This is a genomic window from Nocardia sp. NPDC057455 (assembly GCF_042802775.1).
Taxonomy (GTDB): Bacteria; Actinomycetota; Actinomycetes; order Mycobacteriales; family Mycobacteriaceae; genus Nocardia.
The window spans coordinates 1-20,588 of sequence record NZ_JBHVDM010000070.1 but is presented as its reverse complement, the minus strand read 5'-3'; the positions used below and the strand labels follow the sequence as shown (position 1 = coordinate 20,588).

The 20,588-nt window shown below is 69.1% G+C and carries 19 protein-coding genes; 13 read left to right on the top strand and 6 right to left on the bottom strand.

All coding sequences use genetic code 11. The features are described from left to right. The first annotated feature begins 208 nt into the window (after positions 1-208). The 5 genes from ACFU5M_RS24560 to ACFU5M_RS24540 all read left to right on the top strand — a co-directional run bounded on the left by ACFU5M_RS24560 (position 209) and on the right by ACFU5M_RS24540 (position 7,170). Positions 209-982, top strand: coding sequence for a hypothetical protein (locus ACFU5M_RS24560; RefSeq protein ID WP_379052947.1), 774 nt, complete (start codon positions 209-211; stop codon positions 980-982). After that, entirely contained in the window at positions 972-3,110 is a 2,139-nt protein-coding gene (locus ACFU5M_RS24555) for an Rv1355c family protein (RefSeq protein ID WP_379052946.1), read from the top strand. Before ACFU5M_RS24560 ends, ACFU5M_RS24555 begins: the two co-directional genes overlap by 11 nt. Positions 3,111-3,177: 67 nt before the next feature. After that, positions 3,178-4,995 carry a putative bifunctional diguanylate cyclase/phosphodiesterase gene (locus tag ACFU5M_RS24550; RefSeq protein ID WP_379052975.1) on the top strand — a complete coding sequence of 606 codons (1,818 nt, stop codon included), beginning with the start codon at positions 3,178-3,180 and terminating at the stop codon, positions 4,993-4,995. A 93-nt stretch (positions 4,996-5,088) separates the two neighbouring features. After that, complete coding sequence (locus ACFU5M_RS24545; protein WP_379052944.1) at positions 5,089-6,216, top strand: glycosyltransferase; 1,128 nt, start codon at positions 5,089-5,091, stop codon at positions 6,214-6,216. Positions 6,217-6,279: 63 nt separating this feature from the next. After that, positions 6,280-7,170: an SDR family oxidoreductase gene (locus ACFU5M_RS24540; protein WP_379052942.1), complete on the top strand. Its 891-nt coding sequence runs from the start codon at positions 6,280-6,282 to the stop codon at positions 7,168-7,170. On the opposite strand, the gene soxR is transcribed toward ACFU5M_RS24540, so the two are convergent. Beyond that, positions 7,139-7,627, bottom strand: a complete 489-nt coding sequence (gene soxR / locus ACFU5M_RS24535; RefSeq protein WP_040869825.1) for a redox-sensitive transcriptional activator SoxR — start codon at positions 7,625-7,627, stop codon at positions 7,139-7,141. The genes ACFU5M_RS24540 and soxR overlap by 32 nt on opposite strands. A 134-nt stretch (positions 7,628-7,761) precedes the next feature. Between soxR and arcA the strand changes: the two genes are divergently transcribed. Both arcA and ACFU5M_RS24525 read left to right on the top strand, forming a co-directional pair. Then, positions 7,762-9,018, top strand: a complete 1,257-nt coding sequence (gene arcA, locus ACFU5M_RS24530) for an arginine deiminase (RefSeq protein ID WP_379052941.1) — start codon at positions 7,762-7,764, stop codon at positions 9,016-9,018. A gap of 8 nt (positions 9,019-9,026) precedes the next feature. Next, the gene (locus ACFU5M_RS24525) at positions 9,027-9,386 is read left to right on the top strand and encodes a GntR family transcriptional regulator (protein WP_379052940.1); all 360 of its coding nucleotides are present in this window, start codon (positions 9,027-9,029) and stop codon (positions 9,384-9,386) included. Between the two features lie 128 nt (positions 9,387-9,514). Here the strand turns inward: ACFU5M_RS24525 and ACFU5M_RS24520 are convergent, their stop codons facing one another. Continuing rightward, a complete protein-coding gene (locus ACFU5M_RS24520) occupies positions 9,515-11,140 on the bottom strand; it encodes a dolichyl-phosphate-mannose--protein mannosyltransferase (RefSeq protein ID WP_379052938.1) in 1,626 nt (541 codons plus the stop codon). Positions 11,141-11,505: 365 nt separating this feature from the next. Here ACFU5M_RS24520 and rsmI point away from each other — a divergent pair, with 365 nt between their 5' ends. Next, positions 11,506-12,345, top strand: coding sequence for a 16S rRNA (cytidine(1402)-2'-O)-methyltransferase (rsmI, locus tag ACFU5M_RS24515; protein ID WP_379052936.1), 840 nt, complete (start codon positions 11,506-11,508; stop codon positions 12,343-12,345). Between the two features lie 77 nt (positions 12,346-12,422). Continuing rightward, complete coding sequence (locus tag ACFU5M_RS24510; RefSeq protein WP_379052934.1) at positions 12,423-13,175, top strand: isocitrate lyase/phosphoenolpyruvate mutase family protein; 753 nt, start codon at positions 12,423-12,425, stop codon at positions 13,173-13,175. Positions 13,176-13,256: 81 nt separating this feature from the next. On the opposite strand, the gene ACFU5M_RS24505 is transcribed toward ACFU5M_RS24510, so the two are convergent. Together ACFU5M_RS24505 and metG are read right to left on the bottom strand one after the other, a co-directional pair. Beyond that, positions 13,257-13,925: a TetR/AcrR family transcriptional regulator gene (locus tag ACFU5M_RS24505; protein WP_379052933.1), complete on the bottom strand. Its 669-nt coding sequence runs from the start codon at positions 13,923-13,925 to the stop codon at positions 13,257-13,259. A 222-nt stretch (positions 13,926-14,147) separates the two neighbouring features. Beyond that, positions 14,148-15,734, bottom strand: a complete 1,587-nt coding sequence (gene metG, locus ACFU5M_RS24500; protein ID WP_379052932.1) for a methionine--tRNA ligase — start codon at positions 15,732-15,734, stop codon at positions 14,148-14,150. Positions 15,735-15,805: 71 nt separating this feature from the next. On the opposite strand from metG, the gene ACFU5M_RS24495 reads away from it, so the two are divergent. From ACFU5M_RS24495 to rsmA, 4 genes are all read left to right on the top strand, one after another. Next, complete coding sequence (locus ACFU5M_RS24495; RefSeq protein WP_379052931.1) at positions 15,806-16,633, top strand: TatD family hydrolase; 828 nt, start codon at positions 15,806-15,808, stop codon at positions 16,631-16,633. Positions 16,634-16,696: 63 nt separating this feature from the next. Then, the gene (locus tag ACFU5M_RS24490) at positions 16,697-16,828 is read left to right on the top strand and encodes a hypothetical protein (RefSeq protein WP_379052929.1); all 132 of its coding nucleotides are present in this window, start codon (positions 16,697-16,699) and stop codon (positions 16,826-16,828) included. Positions 16,829-16,830: 2 nt separating this feature from the next. Then, positions 16,831-17,958 carry a transglycosylase family protein gene (locus ACFU5M_RS24485; RefSeq protein WP_379052928.1) on the top strand — a complete coding sequence of 376 codons (1,128 nt, stop codon included), beginning with the start codon at positions 16,831-16,833 and terminating at the stop codon, positions 17,956-17,958. A gap of 49 nt (positions 17,959-18,007) precedes the next feature. Further along, entirely contained in the window at positions 18,008-18,889 is an 882-nt protein-coding gene (gene rsmA / locus ACFU5M_RS24480; protein ID WP_379052927.1) for a 16S rRNA (adenine(1518)-N(6)/adenine(1519)-N(6))-dimethyltransferase RsmA, read from the top strand. 69 nt (positions 18,890-18,958) lie between these two features. Here the strand turns inward: rsmA and ACFU5M_RS24475 are convergent, their stop codons facing one another. Together ACFU5M_RS24475 and ACFU5M_RS24470 are read right to left on the bottom strand one after the other, a co-directional pair. Continuing rightward, positions 18,959-19,165, bottom strand: a complete 207-nt coding sequence (locus tag ACFU5M_RS24475) for a heavy-metal-associated domain-containing protein (protein ID WP_062972683.1) — start codon at positions 19,163-19,165, stop codon at positions 18,959-18,961. A gap of 98 nt (positions 19,166-19,263) precedes the next feature. Then, on the bottom strand, positions 19,264-20,588 hold a 1,325-nt coding region (locus ACFU5M_RS24470), incomplete at its 5' end, for an ABC-F family ATP-binding cassette domain-containing protein (RefSeq protein WP_379052925.1).

The following is a 20,588-nucleotide window of genomic DNA, read 5'->3' as shown; positions in this document are numbered from 1 at the left end:
CTTTATTTTCGGTGTGGATTGCGCCGGGTTTGACCTGCAAAAATATCGTATGTACCGCAGAGTTTTCGGAAGATTAGCCGGACGGCTGGTCAATTCCTGTCCGATGACGGATACTGCCCTGGGCAACTTCGTCTCGGCTCGGGGCCGTGGGGGGCTGCATCGGGCTGGACTATCGCGCAGGGCAGCGCGGCAATGGAGTAGGAACAACATGACTGTGGATCTGATTGCAGTCGTGCCGAGGAACTCCCGTGGACGGGGAGTGCAGCGGTATTACGACGCGCAATCCGAGTGTGCGTTCTTTGTCTCCGAACCGAGTGGTCAGCCGGAGCTCTGGCACCGGTATCTGGACGGGGCGCGTGACGTTTACCGGCGCTTCGGAGTCGAACAGGCGCTCGAATACGACGCCGTCGCCGACGGTGCGTCGACGTCGCTGTTCTTCGCCGCGCTGAACGCCGACGGCGACATGGTCGCGGGGACGCGGATACAAGGTCCCTACACCGACGCGCGGCAGGCGCACGCGCTGGTCGAATGGGCTGGTCGTGCTGGGGCGGACGACCTGCGGCGGATGATCGCCGACCGGATACCGTACGGCGTGATCGAGGCCAAGGGGGCGTGGGTCGCCCGCGACGCGGCGCACCGGGCCGAACTGGGCGCCGCGATCTCGCGCACCGTGCTGCACGGCGCGCGCCTGCTCGGCGCACGTTACGGCCTCGCGACGGTGGCCTCCTTCACCGTGCCCCGGCACGAGGCGTGTGGTGCGATGCCGGCCGAGCGCATCCCCGCGGTGCCGTATCCGGATGAGCGCTACCGAACGGTGCCGCTGTGGTGGGACACGCGAGGTTATTCCGCGTTCGCCGAGGAATCCCAGCGGTTCTCGACGCAAGCCGAGCAGGACGCGCTCGGTTTGACCGCCGTGCGTCCGCTCGACGCGCGGTGCGGGGCGGGCCGGGCGGCGGAGAGCCGGCGCGGCCATGGGCGATGACCGAACCCGAGTGGCCGACCATCGGGCGCTGATCCTCGACCCGGCGGATCCGGCGGAGGCGCGGATACTCGCCGGCTTGCGCGACGACCCGCGGATCGAGTTCCGCGACTTGCGTGCGCTGTTGCGCGCCGAGCGCGACAAAATGGTCGGCGCGCCGGATATCGCGGAGGGGCCCGAGGCGGATCGCTGGATCTACTATCCATGGCGCGCGGCGGTGGTCGGATTGCCGGGGCCGCGCACTTTCCGGGCGATTCGGCTGGATCGTAATCGGAACAAACTGACCAGGGCCGAACAGGAGCGGCTGGCCGAACGCAGCATCGGGATCATCGGACAAAGCGCGGGAAACGCGATCGCGCATCTGCTCGCACTCGAAGGCGTTTGCGGTGGGCTGCGCTTGGCCGATCTGGACGGAATCGAATTATCGAATCTCAACCGCGTGGCGGGAACGTTGTTCGACGTGGGCGTCAACAAAGCGGTGGTAACCGCACGCCGTATCGCCGAGCTGGATCCCTATCTTCCGGTGGAGATCTTCGCGGCCGGTGTCGACGAGGATTCGGCGGACGAATTCTTGGACGGACTCGCTGTCGTCGTCGAGGAATGCGATTCTCTCGATATGAAACTGGTGATTCGCGAGGCCGCGGCACGGCACCGCATTCCGGTGCTTATGGAAACCAGTGACCGCGGTTTGCTGGACGTCGAGCGTTTCGACCTCGAACCGCGACGACCGGCGTTTCACGGATTGCTCGGCGAGGTGCGCGCGAAGGATTTGCGTGGGCTGACGTCGCGGGAGAAGGCGCCGTTCGTGGTGAAGTTGCTGGGGTCCGCCGGGCTGTCGCCCCGGCTCGGCGCGAGCCTGGTGGAAGTCGGCGAGACGGTGACCAGCTGGCCGCAGCTGGCCGGTGACGTCACCCTCGGCGCCGCTGGTGTGGTCGCCGCGGTACGGCGCATCGGACTGGGCATGAAGCTGGCTTCCGGACGCGTCCGGGTCGATGTGGAGCGGCACCTCGACGAGCTGGCCGACCCACCGCCGAACGACGAGCCGGTGTGGGCCGAGGCGCCCCCCGAGTCCGGCGCTGGGCCCGTCGAAAACGTCCTGGCCTGCGCACAACGGGCGCCATCCGGGGGAAATATGCAGCCGTGGTCGCTGCGCGCCGAGGCGGGGGAGATCGCCATCGAGCTGGCGCCGCAGCACAGCACGGCGATGGACATCGGCTATCGCGGCAGCGCCGTCGCGCTCGGCGCGGCCGTGTACAACGCGCGGGTCGCCGCGGCCGCGCACGGGATTCTCGGGCCGCACGAGTTCACCGAGGGGCCGCCCGGATCCGGTCGTCTCCTCGCCCGCCTGCGGCTGGGCGACGACCGCAGCGCCGAGCTGGCCGCCGACTATCCCGCGGTGCTGCGCCGTGAGACCAACCGCAGGGTCGGCACCGGGGCCGGGCTCGCCGACGGCGTACTCGACACGCTCACAGCGGTCGCCGAATCGGCCGGTGCGCACGTGCGGGCGGTCGTGGATCGGCACGACATTGAGGAAGCTGCTCGTTTGCTGGGGGATTCCGATCGAATCCGCTACCTCACGCCTCGGCTATACGAGGAAATGCTCGCCGAGGTCCGTTGGTCCTCCGACGACGACCCGGAGACCGGAATCGACGCGCGCAGCCTGGAACTGACCGACGACGAGTGGGCGGCATTCGAGATCACCGCCCGCGCCGACGTGATGGCGCAGTTGCGGTCCTGGACGGGCGGCTCGGCGCTGGGCAAATACACCGGTGACCGGGTGCGCTCCAGCTCCGCCATTCTGGCGGTGACATTCGACGCGATCGACCCGCGATTGACCGACTACGCGGCGGCCGGCGCGGCCCTCGCACGGGTTTGGGTGCAGGCCGAGCGCCTCGGATTGTGTGTGCAACCGATTTCCCCCGTATACCTCTACGCACGACGCCATGATGAACTTGCGGCGATTTCCCCCGACTTCGCGGATACACTAGCGTCACTTCAGGGCCGTTTCCTGGACCTGCTGGAAGTGCCTGAGCATGAGACCATGGCGTTGGTGCTTCGCCTGAGCTACGCCTCCGCCGCCACCGTACGCAGCAGGCGGCGTCCAGTGCTCGGTGTGGACACCAGTAGTTAGCGCGATCGGAGACAATGTGCCACGGCGGACACTCGACTCGTTGGTGACCCAGGTCGCCTCTGAGCTCATGGGTGTGGACGCCACGACCATGGTCGCCGCCACCGAACGCGTGCTCGCTCACCTGGTCGAGTACTTCGACGTGGATTTCAGCTACGTGCGGCACACCGATCGCGAACGCCGGGCAACCGTGCTCGTGGCGGAGTGGCCGCACCGGCAGAACATCCCAGACCCCGACCCGCTCGGCGTGATCTACTTCGACGGGGCCGATCCCGTCTTCCGTGCGCTGGAGAACGCGACCGAGCCGATGGTCGCGCGCCCGACCCCGGAATTCGCCGACTACCAGGAGACCGTCCGCCGCGGGTCCGGCATCGTGGGCGTGACCTCGGCTGCCGTGCCGCTGCTGTCGCGGGGTGAGCCGACCGGCGTGCTCGGCTTCGTCAAGTCCGGCGATCGCGAGTGGAGCACTCGCGAACTCAACGTGCTGAAAGCCATCGCGGCGCTGTTCGCGCAACTGCAGGCGCGGGTGGTCGCGGAGGAACGTCTCCGATATATCGCGCTGCACGACGACCTGACCGGCCTGGCGAATCGACGTGCGCTGCTCGAGCACATGGAGGAGCGATTACGCACCGGCAGCCCCGGCCCGGTGGCCGCCTTCTTCCTCGACCTGGACCGCTTGAAAGCTCTCAACGATTTCCTCGGTCACACCGCCGGGGACAACTTCATTCGCACGTTGTCGACGCGGTTGCGGGAGAACCTGGACCCGAACGACATGATCGCCCGACTAGGGGGCGACGAATTCGTCATCGTTCCCGCCAAGCCCATGGACGCGGTGGCCGCCGAATACGAGGCGAACCGCATCCAGCAGTTGATCGCCCGTCGCGTCACCGTCGGCGGCGAGTCGGTCAGCCGGGGCGCCAGTGTCGGCGTGGCGCTGGGCTTCCCCGGTGAGACCACCGTCGCCGACGTGCTGCGCCGCGCCGATCATGCCCTGTTGTCGGCGAAGTCGGGCGGCGGAAACGGCGTCGCGGTATTCACCGACACCATGCGCGCGCAATTCGAACTCCAGGACGACGTGGAGCTCAACCTGCGCGGCGCGGTGTCGGACGGCTCGCTGCTGCTGCACTACCAACCCGAGGTGGATCTGCGCACCGGCCGCATCGTGGCGTTGGAGGCGCTGGTTCGCTGGCTGCACCCGACCAGGGGGCTGCTACCGCCCGCCGCGTTCGTCACCGTCGCCGAGGCCACCAACCTGGCCGGGGAGCTGGGGCGCTGGGTGATCCGCTCGGCGTGCGCGCAGTTCGCCGAATGGCGCAGGCGCGGCCTGGCGGGCAACGTGGTGATGCGGATCAACGTGTCGCCGGTGCAGTTGGTCAGCCTGGACTTCGTCGAGCGCATCGAGGACATCCTTCGCCTGTTCGGCATCGATGGCAGCTCGGTGTGCCTGGAGATCACCGAGCACGTCGTGGTGCAGGACCTGGCCCGGACCCAGGTCACCCTGCGTGGCCTGAAGCGGATGGGCGTGCAGATCGCCATCGACGACTTCGGCACCGGGTACAGCTCGCTGTCGCATCTGAAGGCGCTGCCGGTGGACGCGGTGAAGATCGACCGGGGGTTCGTGCAGCGGCTCGGCGCCAGCACGGACGATCTGGCCATCGTGAAATCCATCATCGGCCTGGCCGGCTCGTTCGGGCTCGGCGTCGTCGGCGAGGGCGTGGAGACGGCGGTCGCCGCGCGGACCTTGGTCGGCCTCGGCTGCTACCGCGCGCAGGGCTTCCTGATCGCCAAGCCGATGCCCGCCGAGCAGGTCGAAACACACCTCACCGCGGGACGGATCCCGCTCGATCTCGATCTGCCCCGGGCCGGGCGCGGGGCGCCCGCGCACTGAGATCACGGCCGCAGCCGCCGGTTATCCGGTTCTTTCACGGCCGTTCACGCACCGTTGGGCGCGGGTAACCCGGTCCGCTGCACGATCGGCCACGTGCGCATAGTTCAGCTTGCGAACTTCTACGGCCCGCGTTCGGGTGGGCTGCGCACCGCGCTGCACCACTTGGGCGAGGGGTATGTGGCCGCCGGACACGACGTGGTGCTGATCGTGCCCGGCCCGCGCCGGTCGGAAGAGATCTTGCCCACCGGGGTCGCGCGGATCACGCTGCCCGCGCTGGCCATTCCGTGGACCGGGGGCTACCGGGCCGCGGATCCACGCCGGGTGGCCGACGTCCTGCGCGGATTGCGGCCCGACGTGCTCGAGGTGTCCGACCGGCTGACGCTGCGCGGCTTCGGTCGATGGGCGCGGCGGCGCGACGTGACCGGCGTGATGATCTCGCACGAGCGGCTCGACCGGCTGCTGGGCCAGGTGCTGCCCGGTCCGTTGGCGCGGCGTTGCGCCGACGTGGCCAACCGGCACACCGCCACCGATTACGACATGGTCGTGTGCACCACCGAGTTCGCCCGCGAGGAGTTCCTGCGCATCGGCGCCTCGAACGTGGAACTGGTCCCGCTCGGGGTGGACCTCGAGCTGTTCAGCCCGCACCGGCGCGATCGCAGGCTGCGCGCCGATCTCGGCGTGCCAGGTCATCCGTTGCTGGTGCACTGCGGCCGGTTGTCGGTCGAGAAGCGGGTGGATCGCAGCATCGAGGCGGTCGGCGCGTTGCGGGAGGCGGGTATCGAGGCGCGGTTGGTCGTCGCCGGGGACGGTCCGCGCCGGGACGCGCTGCAGCGGCGGGCCCGCGCGCTGTCCCCGCTGCCGGGCGGAGTGCCCGCCGTGCACTTCACCGGATTCATCTCCGAGCGCGCGATGGTCGCCAAACTGCTCGCTACCGCGGACGTCTCGCTGGCGCCGGGCCCGCACGAGACCTTCGGCCTCGCGGCGCTGGAAGCGCTCGCGGCGGGCACGCCCGTGGTGGCGAGCCGATCCTCCGCCTTGGCCGACATCGTGACCGCCGACTGCGGCGCGGTGGCCGCCGACCATCCGTCCGCCTTCGCGCGGGCGGTCAGCGACGTGCTCGCCATGCCACAGGCCGGCAGGCGCAGGGCCGCACGCAGCCGTGCCGAACAGTTCACCTGGCCGCGGGCCGTCGCGGGCATGCTCGCGGTTCTGGGGCGCTAGCGGCGTCCCGGTCGGCGATCGTCTACTGGACTACCCTGCGGAGAACCGATTCGGCGATTCGAGATGGGATGCGTAGTGCTGGGTAGAGGCCGCGAAGGAGCGGGACGAACGACGGTGCGCGATGCGAAGGTTCTGGTGACGGGTGCGGCGAGCGGCATCGGCCGGGCCACCGCGTCGGCCGCCGCCGCGGACGGCGCCGAACTGGTGCTCACCGACATCAATGCCGAGGGTCTGGCCGCCACGGTGACCGACATCCGCGCCGCGGGCGGTCGCGTCGCCCTGGCCGAAGCGCTGGACATCACCGACTACGACGCGGTGCGTGCCTTCGCCGACCGGGTGCACGCCGAACTCGGCAGTCTGGACGTCGTCATGAACATCGCGGGCACCTCGGTGTGGGGGACCGTGGAGAACCTGGAGCACAAGCACTGGCGGCGCATGGTGGAGGTCAACCTGATGGGCCCGATCCACGTCATCGAGACCTTCGTGCCGCCCATGGTGCGTGCGGGCAAGGGCGGTGCGCTGGTGAACGTGTCCTCGGCGGCGGGCCTGCTCGCGCTGCCCTGGCACGCGGCCTACAGCGCGGGCAAATACGGCATTCGCGGCGTATCGGAGGTGCTGCGCTTCGATCTGGCGCAACACGGCATCACGGTGCACCTGGTGGTGCCGGGCGCGGTGAACACGCCGCTGGTGCAGAGCGTCGAGCTGGCGGGGGTGAACAAAGAGGACCCGAAGATCAAGCGGCTCACCGCGGCTTTCGCCGAGCACGCGGTGCCGCCGGAACGGGTGGCGACGGCGATCCTGCGCGGGATCGAACGCAACCGGTTCCTGGTCTACAGCTCGTTCGACATCCGCTTCGGTTATTGGTGGGCGCGCAAATTCGCGTTTCCCTACGAATTCGTGATGCGGCGCACCAGCGCGCGGTTCAGCAGGCTGCTGGCTTCGACGGGCAGTTGAGCTGAACGTCGAGCACGCGGGCGCCGGGCCCCTCGGCGCCGAGCCGGTCGTGCTCGTTGACCAGGCGGCAGCTGCCCAGCGATAGGCAGCCGCAGCCGATGCAGCCGGTGAGGCTGTCGCGCAGGCGGATCAGCTGGGTGATGCGGTCGTCGAGATCGGCGCGCCAGACGGTCGAGAGGGCCTCCCAGTCGCGCCGGGTCGGGGTGCGGCCCTCGGGCAGCTGATCGAGGGCCGCCCGGATTTCGCTCAGCGGTATGCCGACGCGCTGGGAGATGCGGATGAACGCCACGCGGCGCAAGGTCTCGCGGGCATATCTGCGCTGATTCCCGCTGGTACGTCTGCTCGTGATGAGCCCCTCGCGTTCGTAGAAGTGCAACGCGGAAACCGCGACTCCACTACGCTCGGAGAGCTGCCCGGGGGTCAGCTCCTTCGCCCGCCAATCGGCTGCTGTCGACATGCACGCTCCTCCCAATCACCTCAACAATACTTGAGGTACAGGGGTACCGGGACCGGATTCGGTGATCGCGGGCCATCGGCATCCGAAGCCGGGAATTCCGTGCTCTCCGGGCCGTGGCGCACTACGGTCTGATCATGGGAGCAGATGCTGTGTCCGCGCAGGAGGGTGCGCGTTTGGCCGTGACGTCCGAAGTCGGCACGCTGCGTACGGTGCTGCTGCACCGGCCGGGCAACGAGCTGCGCAGGCTGACCCCGCGCAACAACGATCAATTGCTGTTCGACGGCATTCCGTGGGTGGAACGCGCGCAGCAGGAACACGACGCCTTCGCCGAGGTCCTGCGCGGCCGCGGCACCGAGGTGCTGTTGTTGTCGGACCTGCTCGCCGAAACCATCGAGGTCAGCGGCGCCGCCCGCATCCAGGGCATCGCCGCGGCGGTCGACGCGCGCAGGCTCGGGCACACACTCGCCGACGAGCTGGCCGGGTTCCTGCGCGGCGTGCAGGCCACGGAACTGGCCGAGATCCTGACGGGGGGAATGACCTTCGACGAGTTGCCGTTCGGGCCCGACGCCACCTCGCTGGTGCGCCGCATGCACCACGGCGGCGACTTCGTCATCGATCCGCTGCCCAATCTGCTGTTCACCCGGGACTCCTCGTTCTGGGTCGGTCCGCGTGTCGCGATCACCTCGCTCGCGCTACCCGCCCGCGGCAGGGAGACGTCGCTGACCGATCTCATCTACGCCTTCCATCCCCGTTTCCTCGGGGTGCGCCGCGCCTACGAATCGCATACCGCTCCGATCGAAGGGGGCGACGTGCTGCTGCTGTCGGAGGGCGTGGTCGCGGTAGGCGTCGGGGAGCGCACCTCGCCCGCGGGCGCGGAAGCGTTGGCGCGCAGCCTTTTCGACGACGACCTCGCACACACCGTGCTCGTGGTGCCGATCGCGCAGACCCGCGCGACCATGCACCTGGACACGGTGTGCACCATGGTCGACGCGGACGCCGTCGTGATGTATCCGGCGGTGCGCGAGTCGTTGTGCGCCTTCACGATTCGCAAGGAAGACGACTACGGCGGACGGTTCGGCGGCGGCCGGGTCGGCATCAGCGGCCCTGACCCGTTCCTGCCCGCGGCCGCCGAGGCGATGGGCATCGGCAAGCTGCGGGTGATCGACACGGGACTGGACGGAGTCACCGCCGAACGCGAGCAGTGGGACGACGGCAACAACACCCTCGCCCTCGCTCCCGGCGTGGTGGTCGCCTACGAGCGCAACGAGATGACCAACGCCAGACTGGAGGACGCGGGCATCGAGGTGTTGCGCATTCCCGGCTCCGAGTTGGGCTCCGGCCGCGGCGGGCCCCGCTGCCTGTCCTGCCCGCTGTCCCGAGACGACTTGTGAGCGCGGGCATGTTCACCGTCACGGTCTCGCACGAATCCGCTGTGCCGCCCTACGAACAGCTACGCCTCGGCATCATCGCCCAGGTGCGCTCCGGCGAGCTGGCGGCCGGAACCAAGATTCCGACCGTCCGCGCCCTGGCCGCTCAACTCGGCCTCGCCCCCAACACGGTGGCGCGCGCCTACCGGGAGTTGGAGGCCGACGGCGTGGTCGAAACCCGAGGCAGGCAGGGCTCGTTCATCGCCTCGTCCGGCGACCCGACCCGCGACGTGGCAGGCCGCGCGGCCACCGCCTACGTCGCGGCGGTGCGCAGATTGGGACTGGACGACGCCACGGCCCTGCACTACGTGCAGGCAGCTTTGGAAGGTTGACGTCCCGAGGCCTCGCCGCGCCCTCTGTGATCCTGTTCGACGATCGCCGCCTGCTGGGAACGGAGGTCGATGCGCTCGGCGTCCACACCTCGTCTTCGCGAGGAGTTGTTCTCCGAAACCAACACCCCTCACTTCCAACTGGGCAGCCAGAGATGGTCGTGCCAGTTGCCCGGAGTGATCGGGAGGGCGGTGAGGATCGGCCAGAGCCAGATGAAATTGGCGATCACCAGGCCGAGGTAGAGACAGACCGCGAGCAGCCCGAGGCTGCGCCGTTCGTTCGGCGGGACGGGCAGGTAGGTCCCGGCGGGGCTGCGTGGAATGGTGCTCGGACGCGCCGGGCCCAGCACGTCGCCGAGCGCCAGCGCCACGCCCATCACCAGGAACGGGGCCATCGGGACGGCGTAGAAGTAGTACATCTGCCGGTCGAGCGTGGCGAACCAGGGCAGCAGCGCGGCGCCGTAGCCGACCAGCACCGCGCCGTAGCGCCAGTCGCGACGGACCACGGCGCGCCACAGCATCCAGGCCAGTACCGGACCCGCGACCCACCAGATGGCGGGCGTCCCGATCAGCATCACCGCCTTCACGCATTGGGTCTGACCGCAACCGGTGACGCCGCTGTCGGCGTAGTAGTACAGCATCGGGCGCAGGCCCATGGGCCAGGTCCACGGCTTGGATTCCCAAGGGTGATGGTTGCCCGCCGAATTCGTCAGTTCCGTGTGGAATTCCAGCGACCTGGCGTTGAAGTACCAGAGCGAACGCAGCGCGCCGGGCACCACATGCGACCAGAATCCGCCGGTACCGATCGGGTCGGCCGGTGCCGAGGGATTGCCCGGCATGTACCGGTACACGCCCGTCTCGCTCGCGAACCAGGCCCAGTAGCTCGCCAGATAGACACCGAGGGGCACGAGCACCAACGCGTAGAGCGCGGGCCCGATATCGCGCAGCGCGACGCCGAGCCAAGGACGGCGCACCCCGTAGCCGCGCCGCGCCGCGAGATCGTAGTAGACGCTCATCAGGCCGAAGGCGGCGATGAAATAGATGCCGGACCATTTGGTTCCGCAGGCCAGGCCGAGCAGCACGCCCGCGCCGAACCGCCACCAGCGCACCCCGAGGCGCGGTCCCCGGTCCGTCACGCCGATCCGGCCCTCCGCGTCCGCGCGTGCGAACCGGGCGCGGACCTCGTCGCGGTCGACGATCAGGCAGCCGAAGGCGGCGGTGACGAACAGCCCCATGAATATGTCGAGCATGCCGATGCGCGAGGAGACGAAGGTGAGCCCGTCGGCGATCAGCAAGATGCCCGCGATCGCGCCGATCAAGGTGGAGCGCGCCATCCGCCGCACGATCCGGATCACCAGCAATACCAGCACGGTTCCGGCCAGCGCGGCGGTGAAGCGCCAGCCCCACCCGTTGTAGCCGAACATCGCCTCGCCGATCGCGATGACCTGCTTGCCGACCGGGGGATGTACCACCAATCCGTAGCCGGGGTTGTCCTCCACCCAACCGCCGGTGATCATCTGCCAGGCCTGCGGTGCGTAGTGCTTCTCGTCGAACACCGGCGTGCCCGCGTCGGTGGGGTAGTTGAGCATCGTGAAGCGCGTCACCGCCGCGATCGCGGTGAGGAATGCCGTCACCAGCCAGCCGCGCAGGCGGTCGGCCGGCCCGAAGTCGGGCGGCGGCCGCAACGGGCCCGGGCTCGACCAGGAGGGCACGATGCCGAACCGTGCGGTCGCGCGCTGGTCGGTCACCTGGGTCACGCCCCGATCGTATGCTGTGCCGCCTCTGCGGGTATCCAGCCCATACGCGTTGGGTGGTTGCACGAGTCGCGTTCAGGTCCTGCGCCGGACGCCGCTCGGGGTCTGGGGCCTACCCAGGGATTTACCCGTGTACATGCGAGATCGGCTGTCGCGTCGGGTGTAGTTCCCCGAGATGATCAGCCGGCCCAGGGCCGGATCACGAGACCCGCCCGTAGTCGTCGCCGGCACCGGAATACGCTACGAACCGATTTCGTAAGTACATGGGTCATTCATCGGGTACGCCCAGACCTCGACGCAGAAACTGCGCAGATCCTTCGACACCCGACTTGTATGGCCTGAATATTTCGAGAGGCGGGACAGCGACAGTGACGACGGGCAGGCTGGTGCTCGCGGCGACACCGATGGGCGACATCGGGGATGCCTCGCAGCGCCTGCGTGAGGGACTGGCGACCGCCGACGTGGTGGCCGCCGAGGACACCCGGCGCACCAAGTCGCTGGCCAAGGCGCTCGGCGTCGAGATCTCCGGCCGGGTGGTCAGTTTCTACGACCACGTCGAGACCGCGCGGATCCCGATGCTGCTCGACGAGATCACCGGCGGCCGCACGGTGCTGCTGGTGACCGACGCGGGCATGCCGTCGGTGAGCGATCCCGGCTATCGCATGGTGGCGGCGTGCGTCGAGCGCGACCTGCCGGTGACCTGCCTGCCCGGTCCCTCGGCGGTGACCACGGCGCTCGCGCTGTCGGCCTTGCCGGTGGAACGGTTCTGCTTCGACGGATTCCCGCCGCGCAAATCCGGTCAGCGCCGCGAATGGATGCGCACCCTGACCACCGAATCGCGTGCCTGCGTCTTCTTCGAGGCGCCGCATCGGCTCGCCGACTGCCTGGCCGACGCGGTGGAGATCCTCGGCCCGGACCGCCGCGCCGCCGTCTGCCGGGAGCTGACCAAGACCTACGAGGAAGTGGTGCGCGGCACCCTGGCCGAACTCGCCGAGTGGGCCGTCGAAGGCGCGCGCGGCGAGATCACCGTGGTGCTGGCGGGCGCCGAGCCTGTCGCCGCCGACCCCTCGGACCTGGTCGACGCCGTCGAAGCGCTGACCGCCGCGGGCGCCCGCCTCAAGGACGCCTGCGCCGAAGTCGCCGCCGTGCACGCCGTTTCCCGCCGCGAGCTCTACGACGCGGTGCTCACCGCGCGCCGCACCTCGTAGGCCGGCCCGCGTCCCTGTGAGGTTTCGCTCCACGTGGGTAGTCGACCCGAGGTGGTGCGGCGGGCATGATCATCGGTATGACTTCTCTGGAGAGCAAAGCCACGACGTTCCTCGGATTGCATGTTCCGGGGAACCCCGGAGTCTTCCCCACGGTGTGGGATGCCTGGTCCGCGAAAGTCGCAGTGGCGGCGGGCTTTCCGGCCTTGACGGTCGGCAGTCACCCGCTGGCCGACTCGATCGGCCGCGAGGACGGGGAGAAGATGACGTTCGACGAGTCGATGACCCGGGTACGGCAGATCACGGCGGCGGTGGACGTTCCGGTGTCGGTCGACATCGAGTCGGGCTACGGGCAGGACCCCGCTCGACTGGTCGACGGGCTGCTGGAAGCGGGTGCGATCGGGCTCAACATCGAGGACACCGTGCACAGCGAGGGCAAGCGCCTGCGCACGGCACAGGAGCACGCCGACCTGGTGCACGGCGTGCGCAAGGCCGCCGACGCGACGGGTGTGCACCTGGTGATCAACGCCCGCACCGATCTGTTCCTGCGTCAGGACGGCGAAGCTTCCGATCGCGTCGAACGCGCCATCGAGCGCCTGAAGCTGGCCGCCGAGGCGGGCGCGGACGTGCTGTTCCCGGTGGGCCGCCACGCCGAGGCCGACATGCGCCGTCTGACCGGTGAACTGCCGCTGCCGATCAGCGCCACCGTCGCGCCGGACCAGGCCGACAAGGCCGCCCTCGCCGATCAGGGCGTCGCACGGATCACCTTCGGCCCGTTCTTGCAGGCCGTGCTGACCAAAGAGATCGAGACCTTGCTCGGCCGCTGGAAGTGAGACCCGCGGCAGGTACCCCGCCGGACGACGGGGTGGGGTACCTGCCGCGCACTATGAAGATTTGCACGGCAGTCGCGGTATTCAGGACGGAACAGCCAGCCCTAGGGCGGTCATGACGAACTCGACGAACAGCGGCGCCAGATCCGGCACCCGCGCGGGTCCGTCGGAGACGATCACCCGCCGTGTCCGTTCGCCGATCGCGTCCGGGATCAGGGCGATCAGCCCGTCGGAGAGTTCCGGGAGCGCCGGGTCCGCCGCGCGAGCCTGGTCGTAGAACACCCGATACAGCTGGGCGAAGCGGTCGACGGCCAGGTCGCGGTAGCCGACGGCCTCCTGGTTCACCTTGAACGACTCCACCAGCACCAGCCGGGCGAAATCCGGCTCGGTGGCGACGGTCCGGCAGAAGGTGACCACGATGGATTCGATCTTGGCGTAGGCGTCGGCGTCCGGCGGCAACTGGGCGAGTTCCTCGGCGATCCGGGTCGCGACGATGTCTACCCCGGTGTGCACCGCCTCGGCGAAGCACTCCTCTTTGTTGGCGAAATGGTCGTAGAAGGTGGTGCGCGAAACCCTGGCCGTGGCCACGATGTCGGTGAGCGTGGTGGCCGGATAGCCCTTGCTGTCCACGGACTTCACCATCGCCTCGACCAGCCTGCCGCGTTGCGACGCGAGTACGGCTTCGCGTGCCGCCCGATGCCGCTCGGCGAAACCGGACCGCTGAACGGATGCCGTCGCGTGCTGCTGGCCCATGTGTGCCCTCTCTGTGCCGGAACCGATCCCGAACGGAACGTCGTCGTACCGATCGCACACGGTCCGGGGTGTCGCCAGGCCGCGAACCGGTGTTTCATTATCCGACAACGCATTCCACGGTGGGAAGGCAGGTGGATCCACCCGTGGGCATGGTGCCGCGCAACACGGTGAAAGTGTTGTGCGCCTTGCTGTTCCGGCCCGCCGCGACACGGGCCGGAGCGATCAGTCCTTCGGCTCGATGTACTTGGGGAACACCGGTTCCGGCGCGGGCAACGTCAGCCCGGGCTCGATCGGGGTCGCGATATCGGCGAACGTCCGGCTCTGTTGTCCCAGCTGGTCGAGAATGCGGCCCGCCGACCCGGGCAGTACCGGCTGTACCAGGATCGCGACGATGCGCAGCACCTCCAGCGTCACGTACAACACGGTGGCCTCGCGGGCGAGATCCTCCGGTGTACCGGACTTCGCCAGCGCCCACGGCGCCTGCGCGGAGAAGTACCGGTTGGTCTCGCCCAGGGTCAGCCAGATCGCCTCCAGCGCGAGATGCATCTGCTGCGCGTCGAATTCGGCCCGGCAGCGCTCCAGCAGACCGCCGGCCAGATCCAGCAGGGCGCGGTCGTCAGCGGTGAACTCGCCGGGGGTCGGTACCACGCCGCCGCAGTCCCGCGCGACCAGCTTGGTGCTGCGCTGCACCAGATTGCCGAACTCGTTGGCCAGGTCGCTGTTGATCCGGCTCACGATGGCCTCGTGGCTGTAGCTGCCGTCCTGGCCGTAGGAGATCTCGCGCAGCAGGAAGAAGCGCACCGCGTCCAAGCCGTAGTTCTCGACCAGCTCCAGCGGGTCGACCACGTTGCCGACCGACTTGGACATCTTCTCGCCCTTGTTGTACAGGAACCCGTGCACGAACACGCGTTTGGGCAACTCGACACCGGCCGACATCAGGAAGGCGGGCCAGTACACCGTGTGGAACCGCGTGATGTCCTTGCCGATGATGTGCACGTCGGCCGGCCAGAACCTGCCGAAGGCGGCGGAGGAGGTGTCCGGGAACCCGACGCCGGTGATGTAGTTCGTCAGCGCGTCCACCCACACGTACATGACGTGGTCGGGGTGACCGGGCACCGGCACACCCCAGTCGAAGGTGGTGCGCGAGATGGACAGGTCTTTCAGACCCGCCTTGACGTAGCTGACGATCTCGTTGCGCCGGGTGGCGGGCGCGATGAATTCCGGGTGCTCCTCGTAGAGCGCCAGCAGCTTGTCCTGGTAGGCCGACAGCCGGAAGAAGTAGTTCGACTCCTCGGTCCAGGTGACCGGCGTCTTGGACTCGGTGGAGATGCGGGTGCCGTCCTCCAGCACCGTGGTCTCCTCGTCGGTGTAGAACGCCTCGTCGCGCACCGAGTACCAGCCCGAGTAGTTGCCCAGGTAGATGTCGCCGTTGGCCAGCATCCGCTCCCAGATGGCGGCGCTGGCCACCTGGTGGTCGTCGTCGGTGGTGCGGATGAACCGGTCGAAGGAGATGTCGAGCGTCTTGTCCAGCGCCTCGAACACGTCGGAGTTGCGCGCCGCGAGCTCTTCCACCGGGATGCCTTCGGCGGCCGCGGCCTGCTGCATCTTCTGACCGTGCTCGTCGGTGCCGGTCATGAAGAACACGTCGAAACCGTCGAGGCGCTTGAAACGGGCGATGGCGTCGGCCGAGATGTACTCGTACGCATGCCCGATGTGCGGCGCGCCGTTCGGGTAGGCGATGGCCGTGGTGATGTAGAAGGCGGGGCGGTCAGCTTCGCTCATGGTGTGTCTACTGTAATGCGCGTGCATTCTTTCGCTCGCGTGAATATGCCCTGCGCCGACGCGGGGGTCCGCGCGTCCGCGGCGCGCGGTGGCCGCCGATGAGCGCCGGACGTCCCGCGCCGGAGTTGCCCGAGCCGCTGTCGCCGATCGTGGATGCGCACACCCATCTGGACGCCTGCGGGGCGACCGACGCGGCGTCCACCGCGGCGATCGTCGACCGCGCCGCTTCGGTCGGCGTCGGCCGGGTGGTCACCGTCGCCGACGACCTGGCCGCCGCGCAGTGGGCGGTGCGGGCCGCGCACTGGGACGATCGCGTGTTCGCCGCCGTCGCGCTGCATCCGACCAGGGCGAACGCACTCGACGACGACGCGAAGGCCGAGTTGGAGCGCTTGGCCGACGACCCGCGGGTGGTCGCGGTCGGCGAGACCGGCCTCGACTACTACTGGCCGGGCAAGCTGGACGGCTGCGCCGACATCGAGACGCAGATCGAGGGCTTCCGCTGGCACATCGATCTGGCCAAGCGGGTCCGCAAGCCGCTCATGATCCACAACCGCGAGGCCGATCACGACCTGCTGACCGTGCTGCTGGACGAGGGCCCGCCGGACCGGGTGATCTTCCACTGCTTCTCCTCGGACACGAACATGGCGCTGTCCTGCGTGGCCGAGGGCTACATCCTGAGTTTCTCCGGGACGGTGAGCTTCAAGAACGCGCACGAGTTGCGGGAAGCGGCCAAGGTGGTGCCCGACGACCAGATCCTGGTCGAGACGGACGCGCCGTATCTGACCCCGCATCCGTTCCGTGGAGCGCCGAACGAGCCGTATTGCCTGCCGTACACCGTGCGGGCGCTGGCCGAGTTGCGCGCGCAGGATCCGCTGGAATTGGCGAAGATCACCACCGCCAACGCGCGGCGCGTCTACCGGATCTGAGCGACCCGCCCGCATTCCCGAGGCCCGCCACGTATGCCCGGAATGCATCGGTGTATGCGAAATGTGTCCTATGTCACTTTCGCCGTTCCGTTTCGTGATTTACCTGCGGGGTCGATATTCGATCGTGATATTGAAAAGGCGCTGTTCCTGAGCTTGCTGTTGTCGGCGCCCGAACCCCTCGTTATCGTGCTGTGACCATGTCCCCCTTCACGCGGATCAACCAGTCGCGTTCGCCGCTGCTGCACCTAGCGGTCGGCGCGCTGCTGCTGACGCTGATCGTCGGCGCCGGCCTCGCGATCGTGAATCGCAAGACGGTGACCGTCGTCGTGGACGGCGAGAAGCTCTTCCAGACCACCATGTCGCGTGACGTGCGCGGCGTGCTGAAGGCCGCGGGCTTCGCCGTCACCGACCGGGACAAGGTGGCGCCTGCCCTGGCCGCGCACATCGGCGACGGCGCGACCATCACGCTCAACCGCGCTCGCGAGGTCGATCTCTCCGTCGACGGGATGACGCAACGGGTCTGGACCACCGGCGTGACCGCGGGGGAGGCGCTCGAGCAGTTGAAGATCTCGAAAGAGGTGTACGTCTCACCCGCCCGCGACGAGCGGCTTCCGCTACAGGGCGCCACGCTCATGATCGCGACCCCGCGCGTGGTCTCGCTCGTCGACGGCATCGGCAACCCGGTGGACGTGCGCGCCGCCGCCCCCACCGTCGGCACATTCCTGGAGGTGGCCGGCATTCCGTTGATCGAGCAGGATTCCGTCGAACCCGCCGCGTCCACCCCGGTGACGAACGGCCTGCGCGTCACCGTGACGCGCAAGCGGGTCGAACGGCACACCGAGACCCTGCCGCTGGACCCGCCGGAGAACGTGATCGAAGACCCGACCATGAACATGAGCCGCACCGTGGTGGAGTCCCCCGGCGCTCCCGGCGTCCAGGACGTCACGTTCGCGGTCACCATGGTCAACGGCCAGGAAGTGGACCGGCAGGCGGTCGGTTCCACGGTGACCCAGGCGGCGCAGCCGAAGACCGTCCGCAAGGGCGCCAAGCCGGGCACCGAGGTGCCCCCGGTGCGCGACGGCACGATCTGGGACGCGCTGGCCCGCTGCGAGTCGACCGGTAACTGGTCGATCAACACCGGCAACGGCTACTACGGCGGCGTGCAGTTCGACCAGGGCACCTGGGAGCGGCAGGGCGGGCTGCGGTACGCCCCTCGCGCCGACCTGGCCACCAGGGAAGAGCAGATCGCCATCGCCGAGATCACCCGGCAGCGGCAGGGCTGGGGCGCGTGGCCCGCCTGCACCGGCCGGCTCGGTATCAGCTGACGCTCACCGGACCCCGCGGACGTCGCGGCGCGGTTGATAGATTCTCGAGGTGTCCGAACCTGAAATTTCCGCTCGTGGGAGCGCGGCGCTGCTCGGGCCCGCCGAAGTGCGGGTGCTCGCCGAGCGGTTGGGGGTGCGGCCGACCAAGCAACTCGGGCAGAACTTCGTGCACGACGCGAATACGGTGCGGCGGATCGTCGCGGCCGCGGGGGTGGGGCGCGAGGACGTGGTGCTCGAGGTCGGGCCCGGTCTCGGTTCGCTGACCCTCGCGCTGCTCGATGTGCTGGACTCGGTGGTCGCGGTCGAAATCGATCCTGTGCTGGCGCGCCATCTTCCGGCGACCGTCGCGGACCGGGCGCCGGAATTGGCGCCGCACCTGTCGGTGGTCGAGGCGGACGCGCTGCGCGTCACCGCCGCCGATCTGCCCGCCGCGCCGACCGCGCTGGTGGCCAATCTGCCGTATAACGTGGCGGTGCCCGTGCTGCTGCATCTGCTCGCCGAATTGCCCGATATCGCGGTCGCTCTGGTGATGGTGCAAGCGGAAGTGGCCGATCGGCTGGCCGCCGATCCCGGCAATCGCACCTACGGCGTGCCCAGCGTGAAAGCGGGCTTCTTCGGGACGGTCCGGCGTGCGGGGGCGGTGGGCACCCAGGTGTTCTGGCCGGTTCCGCGCGTCGAGTCGGGGCTGGTCCGGATCGACCGCTTCGCCCAGTCCCCGTGGCCGATGGACGCCGAGCACCGCCGCCGGGTCTTCGCGGTCGTCGACGCCGCGTTCGCGCAGCGCCGCAAGACCCTCCGCGCCGCGCTCGCGGGCTGGGCGGGTTCGCCCGCCGAAGCCGAGCGCCGCCTGCTCGCCGCGGGCATCGCTCCCACCGCCCGCGGCGAAACCCTCGACACCGCCGCCTTCGTCCGCCTGGCGGCCCAGGCGTAGCACCGCGTACAAGGCAGTGGCTCCTCGTACCGGCATCGGCCGGAGCGAGGAGCCACACTGGTGTCCGGATCAGACGGCGACTTCGTAGCCCGCTTCGTCCACCGCGGCGACGATATCGGCGTCGGCGATCGGCGCGGTGCTGTCCACGCGGACGGCGCCGCTGGCGAGATCCACATCCACGCCGGTCACGCCGTCGATCTTGCCGATCTCGGTCTTGACGGAGCTGACGCAGTGCCCGCAGGTCATCCCCGTGACGGTGTAGGTGGTGGTGGGCATGTCCGACTCCTTCGCATCCAAATTCTCATACGGGCCGGGGGTACCCCGACTCCCGAAAGATACCCCCTATGGGTATGGACCGCAAGGGTCGAGCGGACTCACGCGCCGTCGGCCAGTTCCAGCCAGCGTTCTTCGGCCGTCTCCTTCTCCGCGAGCACCTGCTTGAGTTCCGCGCCCAAGGTGACCAGTTTGTCCGGCTCGGTGGCCGCGTCGGCCAGGGCGGAGTGCAAGCGCTGCTCGCGTTCGGACAGCTTGTCGATGGCGCGTTCGAGCCGGGTCAGTTCCTTGCGGGCCGCGCGGTAGGCGGCGGAGTCGGTGGCCGGTGCGTCGGCGGGCTTGACCTCCGGCGCGGCGGCGCGCGTCCGGCTCGACACCGAGACCGCGCGCTTGGTGAGGTACTCCTCGATGCCTCCGGGCAGGTTCGTGAGTCTGCCGTCGCCGAACAGTGCCCAGGTCGAGTCGCAGATCCGCTCGATGAGATACCGGTCGTGGCTGATCACGACCAGCGTGCCCGCCCAGTTGTCGAGCAGGTCCTCGAGTTGTTGCAGGGTGTCGATGTCCAAGTCGTTGGTCGGCTCGTCGAGTAGCAGCACGTTCGGCTCGGACATCAGGATGCGAGTCAGTTGCAGGCGCCGCCGCTCGCCGCCGGACAGGTCGCCGACCGGCGTGCGCTGGCGGGCGGGGGTGAAGCCGAGCCGCTCGGCCAGCTGGCCGGCGGAGACCTCCTTGTCGCCCAGCATGATTCGCTGCGCGACCTGTTGCACCGCCTCCAGTACGCGCAGGCCGGTCGGCAGGTCGTCGAGTTCCTGACGCAACCAGCCGATCTGGACGGTCTGGCCCTGGATGCGCTTGCCCGCGGCCAGTATCGAGCCGTTCTCCCCGGCCAGGGCGCGCAGCAGCGTCGTCTTGCCCGAGCCGTTGACGCCGACCAGGCCGACCCGCTCACCCGGCGCGAGCCGCCAGGTCAGGTCCCGCACCAGTTCCCGGCCGTCCGGAGTGGTGAGCGTGGCGTCTTCCAGTTCGACGACGACGCGGCCGAGGCGCTTGCGCGCGAAGGCCGCCAGCGAGACGTTGTCGCGCGGCGGTGGCACGTCGGAGATTAAGGCTTCGGCCGCCTCGACCCGATAGCGCGGCTTGGAGGTGCGCGCCTGCGGGCCGCGCCGCAGCCAGGCCAATTCCTTGCGGGCCAGATTGCGCCGCCGGGCCTCGGACGCGTCCGCCTGGCGGGCGCGCTCGGCGCGGGCGAAGATCCAATCGCCGTAGCCGCCCTCGTAGCTCTCGACCTTTCCGCCGACCACTTCCCAGGTGTTGGTGGCGACGGTGTCGAGGAACCAGCGGTCGTGGGTCACCACGACGAGCGCGCTGCGGCGGCCGAGCAGATGTGCGGCCAGCCACTGCACACCCTCCACGTCCAGGTGGTTGG